General features: G+C 53.2%; 12 protein-coding genes. 10 read left to right on the top strand and 2 right to left on the bottom strand.

The features are described from left to right. Positions 1-308 precede the first annotated feature (308 nt). From speE to ACSZLD_RS11110, 7 genes are all read left to right on the top strand, one after another. Positions 309-1,142, top strand: a complete 834-nt coding sequence (gene speE / locus ACSZLD_RS11080; RefSeq protein ID WP_377909108.1) for a polyamine aminopropyltransferase — start codon at positions 309-311, stop codon at positions 1,140-1,142. Next, complete coding sequence (speB, locus tag ACSZLD_RS11085; RefSeq protein ID WP_377909109.1) at positions 1,143-2,024, top strand: agmatinase; 882 nt, start codon at positions 1,143-1,145, stop codon at positions 2,022-2,024. A 61-nt stretch (positions 2,025-2,085) separates the two neighbouring features. Beyond that, on the top strand, positions 2,086-2,526 hold the full coding sequence (locus tag ACSZLD_RS11090) for a YwiB family protein (protein WP_377909110.1): 441 nt from the start codon (positions 2,086-2,088) through the stop codon (positions 2,524-2,526). After that, the gene (gene argS / locus ACSZLD_RS11095; protein WP_377909111.1) at positions 2,523-4,190 is read left to right on the top strand and encodes an arginine--tRNA ligase; all 1,668 of its coding nucleotides are present in this window, start codon (positions 2,523-2,525) and stop codon (positions 4,188-4,190) included. The genes ACSZLD_RS11090 and argS overlap by 4 nt, the downstream gene beginning before the upstream one ends. Before the next feature lie 171 nt (positions 4,191-4,361). Beyond that, positions 4,362-4,532, top strand: coding sequence for a XapX domain-containing protein (locus tag ACSZLD_RS11100; RefSeq protein ID WP_168005851.1), 171 nt, complete (start codon positions 4,362-4,364; stop codon positions 4,530-4,532). A gap of 145 nt (positions 4,533-4,677) precedes the next feature. Next, positions 4,678-5,136 (top strand): nucleoside deaminase, encoded by a 459-nt coding sequence (locus ACSZLD_RS11105; protein WP_377909112.1) that lies wholly within the window; start codon positions 4,678-4,680, stop codon positions 5,134-5,136. Then, positions 5,133-5,585, top strand: a complete 453-nt coding sequence (locus tag ACSZLD_RS11110) for a nucleoside deaminase (RefSeq protein ID WP_444685203.1) — start codon at positions 5,133-5,135, stop codon at positions 5,583-5,585. The genes ACSZLD_RS11105 and ACSZLD_RS11110 overlap by 4 nt, the downstream gene beginning before the upstream one ends. Before the next feature lie 53 nt (positions 5,586-5,638). Here the strand turns inward: ACSZLD_RS11110 and ACSZLD_RS11115 are convergent, their stop codons facing one another. Continuing rightward, the gene (locus ACSZLD_RS11115; protein ID WP_444685237.1) at positions 5,639-7,522 is read right to left on the bottom strand and encodes a heavy metal translocating P-type ATPase; all 1,884 of its coding nucleotides are present in this window, start codon (positions 7,520-7,522) and stop codon (positions 5,639-5,641) included. 168 nt (positions 7,523-7,690) lie between these two features. Next, positions 7,691-8,881 carry a phospholipase D-like domain-containing protein gene (locus ACSZLD_RS11120; RefSeq protein WP_377909114.1) on the bottom strand — a complete coding sequence of 397 codons (1,191 nt, stop codon included), beginning with the start codon at positions 8,879-8,881 and terminating at the stop codon, positions 7,691-7,693. A 240-nt stretch (positions 8,882-9,121) separates the two neighbouring features. Here ACSZLD_RS11120 and ACSZLD_RS11125 point away from each other — a divergent pair, with 240 nt between their 5' ends. The 3 genes from ACSZLD_RS11125 to ACSZLD_RS11135 all read left to right on the top strand — a co-directional run bounded on the left by ACSZLD_RS11125 (position 9,122) and on the right by ACSZLD_RS11135 (position 13,622). Next, on the top strand, positions 9,122-11,224 hold the full coding sequence (locus ACSZLD_RS11125; RefSeq protein ID WP_444685204.1) for a (Fe-S)-binding protein: 2,103 nt from the start codon (positions 9,122-9,124) through the stop codon (positions 11,222-11,224). Between the two features lie 351 nt (positions 11,225-11,575). Further along, a complete protein-coding gene (locus ACSZLD_RS11130) occupies positions 11,576-12,766 on the top strand; it encodes an acetyl-CoA C-acetyltransferase (protein ID WP_377909116.1) in 1,191 nt (396 codons plus the stop codon). Positions 12,767-12,770: 4 nt separating this feature from the next. Continuing rightward, positions 12,771-13,622 carry a 3-hydroxybutyryl-CoA dehydrogenase gene (locus tag ACSZLD_RS11135; RefSeq protein ID WP_444685205.1) on the top strand — a complete coding sequence of 284 codons (852 nt, stop codon included), beginning with the start codon at positions 12,771-12,773 and terminating at the stop codon, positions 13,620-13,622. The last annotated feature ends 10 nt before the right edge of the window (positions 13,623-13,632 follow it).

Genomic DNA, 13,632 nt, shown 5'->3' on the forward strand with positions numbered 1-13,632 from the left:
TGACACCGTGCAAGTAGAATACAGTGCTGCATAAAAGCAAACTCATGTAACTGAACAGGCTGTTATTACAAATGAACGAACCGCGAAGGCTGCACGATTCCGTCCCGCTAGAACGATCCAGGCGGCTCGCGATCGTTTCCCGTTACCGTGTAGAGTAAAGCGATTATAGAAACGAACGAAGTGCTGCTCGCTCCAGCTGGCTGTCCTCCCCTCCAATCATATGAGAAAACACCCCAAAAACACTTGCGATTTCAGTCATTTTCCGCTACGTTAAGAAACGAACTTAAAAGAACGGAGTGACCTTACCTATGAGTATTTGGTTTACGGAAAAACAGACAGAGCATTTCGGAATTACAGCTGAAATTACGCGCACCTATGTCAGTGAAAAGACAGAATTTCAGCAGCTGGATATGGTCGAAACGAAGGAGTTTGGCAACATGCTGCTGCTTGATGGCATGGTGATGACGACAGAAAAAGACGAATTTGTTTACCACGAGATGGTCGCACACGTCCCGCTTCATACGCATCCGAACCCGGAGAACGTCCTCGTCGTCGGCGGCGGTGACGGCGGCGTGATTCGTGAAATATTGAAGCACCCGGAAGTGCAAAAAGCGACGCTCGTTGAAATTGACGGCAAAGTCATCGAGTACTCCAAGCAGTATCTGCCTTCGATTGCAGGTGCACTGGACGATGCACGCGTCGAAGTAAAAGTAGCGGATGGCTTCATGCATATCGCTGAAAGCACGAATGAATATGATGTCATCATGGTCGACTCGACAGAGCCCGTAGGACCTGCGGTGAACCTGTTTACAAAAGGTTTTTATGAGGGCATCAGCCGGGCGCTCAAAGACGACGGTATTTTCGTTGCACAGACCGATAACCCGTGGTTTCAGAAGCAGCTCGTTGCAGACGCCTTCCGTGACATTAAGGCGACTTTCCCAGTGACACGTCTTTATACGGCAAATATCCCGACGTATCCGAGCGGTCTGTGGACGTTCACACTCGGGTCTAAAGTATACGATCCGCTTGAGGTGGAAGATGACCGGTTCCACCCGTTTGAAACCAACTATTATACGAGGCAGATCCATACAGCTGCATTTGCGCTGCCTAAGTTCGTCCAGGACATCACGGAGGGTAAATAAATGAAGCTGTTCGATGCAGGCTATTCGTCCGGAAAGTTTATTATGGCAGATAAAGCATACGAAGAAGCGGACATCGTGCTGTACGGCATGCCGATGGACTATACAGTAAGCTTTCGGCCTGGCTCCCGGTTCGGTCCGCAGCGGATCCGCGAGGCGTCGATCGGCCTTGAAGAATACAGCGTCTATCTGGACCGGCACCTAGAACAAATCCGCGTGCACGATGCCGGTGACATGCTGCTGCCATTCGGAAATGCTGCAAAATCGCTGGAGCTGATGAAGCAGTATACGGCCGGTCTCTTCCGTGACGGACGATTCCCGGTCGGACTTGGCGGCGAGCATCTCGTCTCCTGGCCGGTGATTCAGTCTGCTTACGACGCGTATAACGATCTGGCTGTCATCCATATCGATGCGCATGCCGATCTGCGCGAGGAGTATGAGGGCGAGGAGCTGTCTCACTCCACGCCGATCCGCAAGACGTGCGAGCTGCTCGGACCGGAGAACGTCTACTCGTTCGGCATTCGGTCCGGAATGCGCGAGGAGTTCGAATATGCTGCTTCATCCGGTATGCACATGAGCCGCTTTCACGTGGCAGAACCGTTGAAGCAGAAGCTTCCGGAGCTTTCAGGACGAAACGTATACGTCACGATCGATATTGATGTACTTGATCCGGCATATGCACCGGGCACAGGCACGCCGGAGGCAGGCGGCATTACATCAGCAGAGCTGCTCGAAGCCGTGCGCCTGATTTCGGAGTCTGACGTTAACGTTATTGGCTGTGATCTCGTAGAAGTGCTGCCCGCCTATGACCCGGCTGAGCAGACGTCGGTTGCAGCATGCAAGCTGATCCGGGAAATGATGCTCGGGTTCCCGCCGCGCCCTTGATGAAAGCCGCTTTTTTCCGTTATAATAGTCTGGTTATCAAGAAAGGATCGGGTGAAACACTATGACACAAAACCGCATGCCGGTGGACATCAGTATCCGAACAGACATTAAGGATGGAAAGCAGCGCGAACGGCACACGATGGAGGCAACAGGGGAAGTACTCTGGCGCGGAGACATGGTCGTCCTGAAGTTCCGTGAGCCCCGTGAAGAAAACGAGGCCGGAACGGATCAGACGATGCAGTACCGCGACGGCCGTCTCTCGGTCCGCCGGGAAGGCGACATTTCCATGAACCAGCGCTTTATTGAAGGTGCAAGCACGGAAGGCACTTACAACAGTCAGGCAGGTCCCATGCACATGATGACGAAAACGAAGGAACTCAGCTGCGACTGGGATGCAGACGCAGGGACCGGCGTCATCCGGCTCGTCTATGTGTTGACGCTGCAAGGATCGGAAACGGGAACGTATACGATGAAGGTAACGTTTGAGGAGGAAACGCCATGAGCCAGGTAGAACAGATTAAAGAAACGCTGAAACAAGAGCTGCAGCAGGCTGTCACCGCAGCAGGACTGGCGTCGGCTGAAGAGATTCCCGACGTGGTCATTGAGACGCCAAAAGATAAAGAGCATGGAGATTTTGCGACGAACCTGGCGATGCAGCTCGCCCGCGTGGCCAAAAAGGCTCCGCGTGCGATCGCAGACGACATCGCAGCGAACATCAACTATGAAGCAGCGGCGATCGACAAGCTGGACATCGCCGGACCAGGCTTCATTAACTTTTTCATGAAAAAAGACTACCTGTCGGACATCGTCAAAACGGCGCTGACGATGGATGAAGCGTTTGGAACGAGCGACATTGGTGCCGGGAAAAAGGTGCAGGTAGAGTTTGTTTCAGCGAATCCGACCGGCACGCTGCATCTTGGACACGCCCGTGGAGCCGCCGTCGGTGATACGCTGTCCAACATTTTGACAAAAGCGGGCTACGACGTAGCGCGCGAGTACTACATCAACGATGCCGGCAATCAGATAGACAACCTCGTGCTCTCGCTCGAAGCGCGCTATCTTCAGGAAATCGGGGAAGATGCAGAGATGCCAGCGGACGGCTATCACGGCTCGGATATTATCGGGTTCGCTAAAGAGATTGCCGAATCCTACGGAGACCGGTTTAAGGATGCGGACGTGGATAAGCGCCGTGCCTTCTTCCGCGACTACGGACTAAAGAGGGAAACAGATAAGCTGAAGGACGATCTCGCTGACTTCCGCGTGATGTTCGACAACTGGTTTTCCGAATCCTCGCTGTACGAAGAGGAAAAGATTCAGCCTGTTCTTGATAAGCTTGCCGCCAACGGGGAAACGTATGAAAAGGACGGAGCACTCTGGTTCCGCTCCACAGCATACGGAGATGATAAAGACCGCGTCCTCATTAAACAGGACGGAACGTACACGTACCTGACACCGGATATTGCCTATCACCAGGACAAGCTGAACCGCGGCTTTGAAGAGCTGATTAACATTTGGGGCGCAGATCATCACGGCTATATTCCGCGGATGCAGGCTGCGATTCAGGCGCTCGGCTACGGCAAAGAGCAGCTGACGGTGCAGATCATTCAGATGGTAAACCTGTTTGAAAACGGAGAGAAGGTTAAAATGAGCAAGCGGACAGGCAACGCCGTAACGATGCGCGAGCTCATGGAAGAAGTCGGCATCGATGCGACGCGTTACTTCTTCGCTATGCGCGCAGCGGAGACGCACCTTGACTTCGATCTGACGCTTGCCAAATCGGAATCCAACGAAAATCCGGTTTACTATGTGCAGTATGCGCATGCCCGCATTTGCAGCATGCTTCGCCAAGCGGCTGAAAAAGGCCTGAAGCCGGATCACGAAGCAGATCTGTCTGTGCTGACGAGTGAAAAGGATCAGGATCTCATGAAGAAAATCGGCGAATATCCGGAAGCCGTTGCAGATGCCGCGAAGCGCCACGCACCGCATCGCATGACGAATTACGTCTACGATCTGGCCCAGACGCTGCACAGTTTCTATAACGCAGAAAAAGTTCTCACCGACGATGAGCAGCTCACGAAAGCACGGCTTGCACTCGTGGAAGCAGTCCGTATCACACTTCATAACGCGCTGAGCGATATCGGCGTTTCTGCACCGGAAAAAATGTAAGCACGTCCCGCACCGGCATTAGCCCCGGTGCGGTTTTTTCGTACGGCTGTCAGAACATTTTTTCTGAGTCTAATGAACTTATTTTCGGTAATTCATTAAAAGCACTAGATGTACGTACCTCTTTCTGGTAAGCTGGACAAGGTATAAAATGAACGCAAGGAGAGTGACAGCATGCAGGACGTCATACTGGCTACGCTGGCTGGACTGATTGTTGGATTTGTTTTCGCATGGATCCGTCTTCCGATTCCTGCTCCACCCGCACTGCCGGGCATTATGGGGATCTTTGGCATCTACTTCGGATATAAAATATTTCAGTGGGTTTCCACTTCTTTCTTTGGCTAGAAAGACAAACCGCCTTCTGTGTCCCCGTGACGCAGAAGGCTTTTTTTGTATGTCTCGGGATAAAAGAGCAGTTGAAACAAACTGTTTAAGGAAAGGAAAACGGTGGGATAGGGGGGATAGACGGACTCATAAGGAGCGTGAGCGTATGAATCACGATGCATGGATGCAGAAGTGTGTGGAAATGGCTGTACAGAATGTAGAGGACGGGATGCCGCCGTTCGCTGCTGTCGTAGTGAAAGACGGCGAGGAAATCGCTTCAGCCGTTAACGACGGACCGGAGCAACAGGATCCAACAGCACATGGCGAAATACGGGCACTGCAGAAGGCCGGCAAGGAGCTTGGATCGACTGATTTAAGCGGCTGCGTACTGTATACGAACTGCGAGCCTTGTCCGATGTGTCTCGGAGCTGTTTACTGGAGCGGGATAAAAGATGTCTATTACGGACTCTCTATTGAAGGCCAGGCGGAATTTGATGACCTGCCGAAGCAAATGTATGAGGAGTACCAGAAGGAAAAAGGAAAGCGGTCAGTACGGGTACGCGGGATTATCCCGCACGACGCTGATCCGCGGGCGCCTTTCGTCAAACAGGAGGAGAAAACATGAACGAGCAGGACAGTCAGTGGATTAACCGGGCTACCGCCCTTGCGCGGGAAAACGTGCTTTCCGGACGGGGACAGCCGTTTGGCGCTGTTATAGTGCAGGACGGCGTGATGCTCGCGGAAGCAGTTAACGATATAGATCAAACGCACGATCCAACCTCTCATGCCGAAGTAGAGGCGGTGCGGAGAGCGTGTCGGCGTATCGGTTCACCGGAGCTTCCAGGTGCGGTGTTGTATACGAGCTGTTATCCGTGTCCAATGTGTCTCGCGGCGGCTTACTGGGCGAAAATTGACCGGATCGTCTACGCATCGGATCCGGAGGACGCAGCCGCATACGGGCACGATGCAGCCTGGCTTTATCAAGCCCTCAGCAGCGAAAGCGGCACCATCAGCATGGAGCACGCCGGCAATCCCGAAGTGCTTCATCCCTTTTATCTGTACGAAAACAAGTAGCTGACCATACATCGGAAAGCCCTGTCAGGTAATGACAGGGCTTTCCTTATAGACTACGGCCTCAGCAGCCGCAGGCCGTTCAGGATGACGAGAATCGTGCTGCCTTCGTGTCCGATCACGCCGAGCGGAAGCGTCAGCGACTGGGCAAAATTGGCGGTTAGCAGAAACAGGATGACAGCACTGGAAAAGACGAGGTTTTGAATCACAATCCTCCGCAGTCGTGAGGAAAGGCGGACAGCAAGCATGATCTTGGAAAGGTCGCTTTTCATGAGCACCATATCTGCTGTATCAACGGCGACATCGGTCCCGGACCCCATAGCGATGCCGATATCAGCTTTTGCCATTGCCGGTGCATCGTTTACACCGTCGCCGATCATGACAACGGCACCCTTTTCCCGCCTCAGCCGTTCGATTTCAGTCACCTTCTGCTCCGGCATGCAGCGGGAAACCCAGGAACGGATGCCCGTTTCCGAAGCGATCGCCTTCGCTGTTTCTTCATTATCGCCCGTGATCATAACCGTTTCGATCCCGTATTTCGTCATTTCCTTCACAAACGCAGCTGCTTCAGGCCGGACTTCATCCTTTAACGCAATCATCAGCCGTGGTGTGTTGTTTTGGAGAGCGAAAATGACGGTATGTCCGGTGCTCATCCAGGCACGATGCTGCCGGCGTGCCTCGTCAGGCCAGCTGTCGGCCTGCGCCCACGTTTCATTGCCGATTTTCCACACCCCATCTTCAAACGCTGCTTCAATGCCCTTGCCTGTATGACTCTGTGTCGTAATCGGTGAACGGAGCGGAATGCCGGAGCGCTTGACGTATGACGTGACAGCTCGGGCCAGCGGATGAGAGGACTCTGCCTCTGTACCGGCCACGGCAGCGAGTGCTTCCTCTTCGGCACCATTCAGTGCATAAACCCCGGTAACGCGGGGGCTTCCTTTTGTGAGCGTACCTGTTTTATCAACAGCAATCACGTTCGTTTTCACGAGCTGTTCGAGCGGAATGCCGCCCTTGGTTAACAAGCCGAAACGTGCTCCGGTCGAAATGGCCGAAAGCAGCGCCGGCATAATCGATGCAACAACCGCACACGGGGAAGCAACGACGAGCATGACCATGGCCCGGTAAAAGGTTGCCTCAAACGGTGCCTGCCAAACAAGGGGAGGGAGGACGATGAGCAGAGCAGTAGCGATCAATACCGTTATGACGTAGGGTCCTTCAATGCGTTCGATGAACCGCTGCGCCTTAGGCCGGCTCGTTTTCGCTTCATCGACGAGTGCAATCATTTTCTGGAACAGCGAGTCCTTGTTCTCTCGTGTCACTTCTACCTCCAGCGTACCGCTTCCATTCATGGTGCCATTGAATACGTCGCTGCCGTCCAGCTTTTCAACCGGCACCGGTTCGCCGGTGATAGCCGATTCGTCGACAGCAGAAGCGCCGCGGCGTACGATCCCGTCAGCGGGAATCCGTTCCCCGTTGCGGACGAGCACCACATCTCCCGGCCGAAGCGAATCAACGGCGACCGTAACCGTTGTTCCGTTTGTAACAAGGACCGCTTGTTCCGGCGCCAGCTTTACCAGTTCGGAAAGGTCCTTCTCGCTCTTTTGCAGCGTGTACGTTTCCAGCGCACCGCTCATGGCGAAAATAAAAATCAGAATCGCCCCTTCGCTCCAAAAGCCGATGGAGGCAGCACCGAGAGCAGCAAGAATCATGAGAATTTCAACATTCAGCGAGCGGTCGTGAATGAGATCGGTTAATCCTTCGCGTGCCTTATAAAAGCCGCCCACTCCGTAGGAAAGAAGGTAAAAAAAGATCGCGAGCGCCGATGAACCGGCTGCAAGGCCGGCCAGGAAAAACACGCCTCCGGCAAGCGCAAACAGCAGTTCCCGGTGTTCCAGCAGCCGCGGCTGCCGAAGTGGCTGATTAAGGACAGTCGATGACATCGCCATGTGGAACCCTCCCCGGTATATGAGAAAGAGAATCATCCTCATTCATCTGCGTAAACGAGAAATTGCTGCCGTCCTGGAGGACAGCAGCAACTAATCATGTAATCGTGATGCCGATTCTTGATGTTAGTAATCAATACCCCTTTACGCCCTTTATAAACGCCTTTACATCCACGACGAAATGAGTGTAGCCGTTTTTTCACGAAGGCGGTCCGGCCACGTCCGGCTGCTGAGAAGATGGTACGTAATCGGCTCGCCGTACTCGTAAAAGTCGGAGTCGAGACCCGGCAGGATCGACTGGATCCACGTCCGGTCCCGAATCGTACAGGAAGCTTCGTGATTAATGTAGAAGCTTCTCATATCAAAGTTAGCCGTTGTAATATCAATGACGTGATCATCGATTAAAATCACCTTTGCATGATAAAACCCTTCCGCAAACTGGCGGACTTCAACGCCTGCATCGAGCAGCTCCCGGAAATACGGGAAGGCAGCGTCCTTTACGAGCGGGTGATCCGGATGCTTCGGAATGAGCACGCGGACCTTCACGCCCCGTTCTGCCAGGCGAATCACTTCACGATGCATGTCCGCACCAGGAATATAGTAAGGCGTACCGATGAAGACCGACGTTTCTGCCTCGGCAAAAAGCGCTTTTAAATGATCAGTGACGTGCGCTCCGTCAGTTGAACGGAATTCAAGAGGCGTCGGATCGCTGTCTGCTTCGACAGGATCAGGGATCGTCAGCGGCTCGAGTGTATCCGCCTGCCAGTCCCTTGCAAACTGCCGGCTCAACGCTGGAATAGCAGCGCCCGTCACATACAGGTGATAGTCCCGCCAGATTCCGATGCGCGGGTCGCTTCCCGCATATTCATTGCCGGCATTAAAGCCGCCGATGTACGCATGCTTATTGTCAATCACCGTGACTTTGCGGTGATTCCGTTCGTTAATAGAATAAAACAGAAACGGGAGCCGAGGCTTTTGCGCGTACGAAAAGCGCACACCTGACTTCTTCAGCTCGCGCCTCGTCCGCAGCGGAAGACGTGCCCCGAGCCAGTCAAGCAGCAGACGGACGTCCAGTCCCTCCGAAGCCTTTTGCATCAGCACATCGAGAAATTCCCGGCCGACCTCGTCATCGCGAAAGATATAAAAGTGCATATGAATACAGGTGTCCGCCTGCTTCATTTTTTGCAGCATATGGGTAAATAACTCATCTCCCTGATTAAAAAAAGCAGCGTTTCCGCTCGTGCGAACCGGCGGAGCAGGCTCGCCGCTGCGGCGCCTGTGCCGTTTTTTTCCGATGTATAAATCAAGCGATATCCAGGCCAGCAGTGCAGCGAGGCCCCAGCGAAGTTTTTTCATGTCAAATCCTCCTCGTTGTGACTGCTTTCGTTATCTTCCCGTTTTCAAAGGCGGTTAATCTAGCAGAACAGGTCAAAATTGGAAAAGAAAGCGCTTTCCAAGAAGGGATATTGTGCTATAATAAATGTGCAGGTTAATTTCTTGCGAAAAATTTATGAATGAATACTCATTCAGTTCCAAAATGTGCTATACTGTTTTCAGACATTATCTGATTATTTTATTTGAAAGGGGCTGCTCCATATGGATCCAATCGTCATTAACTGGATCATGTTTCTGCTTGTAACCGCTTACGCTGTCTACCTGTTTGCTTCATTGGTCAGAACGCGTACCGCCTATATTAAGATGGGGAAAAAGCCGGAATTCATCATGTCAATGAAAGAGCGGCGTGATGCGCTCATCAAGCAGGTGTTTGGTCAGAAAAAACTATTGAAAGATAAGAAGAGCGGGATTATTCACGTCATGTTTTTCTATGGATTCCTGCTCGTGCAGTTCAGCGCAATCGACGTTATCTGGAAAGGATTGAATCCGGGCAGTCATCTGCCGCTCGGACCGGTTTATCCGATTTTCACGTTCTTCCAGGAAATTGTTGTGCTTATGATTCTCGTTGCGGTCGTCTGGGCCTTCCACCGGCGTTACGTGGAAAAGCTCGTTCGTCTGAAGCGGAACTTTAAAGCCGGGCTTGTGCTCATCTTCATCGGCGGCCTGATGGTTTCGAAGCTCTTTGCCAAAGGGATGGAATTCATCTGGCTTGATAAAAACCTGACCGCAGCAGAACCGATTGCTTCCGGTATCGCGGCAGCATTTTCACCGATCGGAGCAGGCGCAGCGGGCGCCGGATTCTTCATTTTTTGGTGGGCACACCTGCTGTTTTTGCTTATATTCCTCGTGTATATTCCGCAGTCCAAGCACGCGCACCTGATTGCAGGACCAGCGAACGTCTGGCTGGGACCGACACATAAGCGCGGGCAGCTGGAAGCGATCGATTTTGAGGATGAAGAAGCAGAGAAATTTGGTAAAAACCAGATCGAGGACTTCGATCAGAAGCAGCTCATGGATCTCTACGCCTGTGTGGAATGCGGACGCTGTACGAATATGTGTCCGGCGACAGGCACCGGAAAGATGCTTTCACCAATGGATCTGATTTTAAAAATGCGGGACCATCTAACAGAAAAAGGAGCCGCAGTTACGTCGCAGTCACCGTGGATGCCTGCCTATGCGTTCGGTCACACCCGCGGCAACCAGCTCGCCGGGGCGAGTGAAGAAGAGATTAAGAGCATGGACATCAATCCGTATGACGTCAGCCTGATCGGTGATGTGATTACGGAAGAGGAGCTCTGGGGCTGTACAACGTGCCGCAACTGTGAGGATCAGTGCCCGGTAATGAACGAGCACGTCGATAAAATTATCGACATGCGCCGCTACCTCGTCTTAACCGAAGGAAAAATGGATCCGGATACCCAGCGTACGATCAAGAATATTGAAAAGCAGGGCAATCCGTGGGGCATTAACCGGAAAGAGCGCGAGAACTGGCGCGATGGACGTGAGGACATCGATGTTCCAACTGTCCGTGAAATGAAAAAGCGCGAGGAAGAATTTGAATACCTCTTCTTTGTCGGATCGATGGGATCCTACGACAACAGAAGCATGAAGGTCGCGCAGTCGTTCGCAAAAATCATGAACGAAGCCGGCATCAAGTTCGCCATCCTCGGCAACAAAGAGAAAAACTCCGGTGACACGCCGCGCCGCATCGGGAACGAATTTCTGTTCCAGGAGCTTGCGCAAGCGAACATTCAGGAGTTCGAAAAGAACGACATTAAAAAAATTGTGACGATCGATCCGCATACGTACAACACGTTCAAAAACGAGTATCCGGACTTCGGACTCGAGGCGGAAATCTTCCATCACAGCGAGCTCTTGTTCCAGTGGATTCAGGAAGGACGCATCAAACCGACCTACGAAGTGAACGAGCAGATCGTCTACCACGATTCCTGCTACCTCGGCCGTTACAATGATGTCTACGATCCGCCGCGTGAAATATTAAAGGCGATCCCTGGCGTGAAGCTTGTCGAGATGGAGCGCAACCGTGAAAACGGCATGTGCTGCGGCGCCGGCGGCGGGATGATGTGGATGGAGGAAGACACCGGAACGCGCGTGAACGTGGCCCGTACCGAGCAGGCGCTCGCCACGTCGTCTTCGATGATTGGAAGCGCATGTCCTTACTGTCTCACGATGATGAGCGACGGTACGAAGGCGAAGGAGGTCGACGAAGACGTGCAGACGCTCGACGTCGCGGAAATCCTGGAACGTTCGATTGTAAAAAAAGAAGAACCAGCAGCCGTGTAAGAGGAAGGGATGCGAGGGGGCTGTTCCGAATATGGGACAGCCCCCTCCGCTGTTCCGGTCTGCCTGTAAACTGGAACAGGCAAAGAATAACAGCGGATTGCAAGCTCTGCAGCTAGCTGTAACACCGTTTTCTTCGGCCTGCAGTGACGACTGCTGGACCGTCTACGTATATTCGTCGAGGAAAAACGGAAAGAAAATCCGGGAAACGGGAGACAGTTTCTGCAAAATGTTTTACAATAGTAGGTATGTAAGCGCTTTTATTTTCGCGGTAACCTGAGCGAGCGTTCATTCGACTGCATGTCAGCAGCAGAAGACGCCGCGTGATCTACATAAGCTGAAGGAGGATGTTGTATGAGCAGAACAGTTATTGTCAGTGGTGCACGAACGCCGGTCGGAAAATTAGGAGGGGCGCTATCCGGATTCACAGCTTCCCAGCTCGGCGGTATGGCGATTAAAGAAGCGATGAAGCGAGGCGGGACAGAGGCTTCCGCAGTCGATCACGTCATTATGGGATCGGTGCTTCAGGGAGGCCAGGGACAGCTGCCTTCCAGACAGGCGCTGCACGAGGCTGGTCTTCCGTGGGAGACAGAAACAGAGACAATTAATAAAGTGTGTGCTTCCGGCATGAGAAGCATCACGCTTGCTGATATTCTGCTTCGCGCCGGTGAACACGAAACAATCGTTGCCGGCGGGATGGAATCGATGAGCCAGGCGCCGTTTTTCGTAAAAGGAGCGCGTTTCGGCTTGAAGATGGGCGAGCAGAAATTCCATGACATGATGATCCACGACGGGCTGACGTGTTCGTTTACCGGAGCACATATGGGTACGTACGGCAATAAAACAGCGTCTGAGCACGAGCTGACGCGGGAGCAGCAGGACGAGTGGGCGTTCCGCAGCCACCAGAAGGCAGCGGCAGCAAGAGATGCCGGTAAAAATGACGAAATCGTTCCGGTCGAAGTACCTCAGCGAAAAGGCGATCCGCTCGTCGTCGAACACGATGAAGCCCCGCGCAGCGATACGACGGCAGACCGGCTTGCGAAGCTGAAGCCGGTGTTCGGAAGTGACGGCACGATTACAGCCGGAAATGCCCCGGGAGTCAATGACGGAGCAGCGGCTGTTGTTCTCACGACAGAAGCGAACGCAGAGAAGCAGGGTCTGACGCCGCTTGCGGTTATTACAGCACATACACAGCTTGCTGTTGAGCCGGAGAACTTTCCGAAAACGCCGGGACTTGTCATTAACAAGCTGCTGGAGAAAACAGGCATGAGCGTGGACGACATTGACCTGTTTGAAGTGAATGAAGCCTTTGCGGCCGTCTCGCTTGCGAGCGGGCAGATTGCCGGATTGGATCCGGAGAAGCTGAACGTAAACGGCGGGGCTGTCGCCATCGGACATCCGATCGGCGCAAGCGGAACGAGAATCATTTTGACGCTTGCGTATGAACTGAAGCGTCGCGGCGGCGGACGCGGCATCGCTGCGATCTGCAGCGGGGGCGGCCAGGGAGATGCCGTCATGATTGAAGTCAGCGGAACGGAGGCATAATCGCATGAACATACAAAAAGTGATGGTCGTCGGTGCCGGACAGATGGGCGCAGGCATCGCACAGGTTTGTGCAGCAGGCGGTTACGACGTCTATATGCACGATGTCAGTGAAGAAGCGGCCGAAAAGGGTCTGAAGGGTATCGAAAAGCGGCTCGCACGCGACGTGGAGAAAGAGCGGATGTCGGATGCCGACAAAGAACGGATTCTGCGCCGCATTCAGCTCTCGACCGATCTCGCGAACGCAGAAGACGTCGATATGGTCATTGAAGCAGCGGTAGAAAACATGGAGATCAAAAAGAATATTTTCCGCCAGCTCGATTCCCGGGCGCCGGAGCACGCTATATTGGCAACGAACACGTCGTCGCTTCCAATTACGGAAATCGCGGCCGAAACAAAGCGCCCGGATCAGGTGATCGGCATGCATTTTATGAACCCGGTGCCGGTGATGAAGCTCGTGGAGGTCATTCGCGGCCTGCAGACGTCCGACGAGGTTTACGACGCGGTGGCGGAAATGACGGGCAAGCTGAAAAAAACAGCAGTCGAAGTAAACGATTTTCCGGGGTTTGTGTCAAACCGGATTTTAATGCCTATGCTGAACGAAGCTATTTTCACCGTGTATGAAGGGGTGGCCGGTCCTGAGGAAATCGACAGGGTGATGAAGCTTGGCATGAATCACCCGATGGGGCCGCTCACACTCGCCGATTTTATCGGCCTTGATACGTGTCTTTATATCATGGAAACGCTCCACGAAGGCTTCGGCGACGATAAATACAGGCCGTGCCCGCTGCTGCGCAAGTACGTGAAAGCAGGCTGGCTCGGCAAGAAAACTGGACGCGGTTTCTACGTGTACGATTGAGCGGAAGGAT

The sequence above is a fragment of the Alkalicoccus luteus genome (genome assembly GCF_052061695.1).
GTDB lineage: Bacteria > Bacillota > Bacilli > Bacillales > Salisediminibacteriaceae > Alkalicoccus > Alkalicoccus luteus.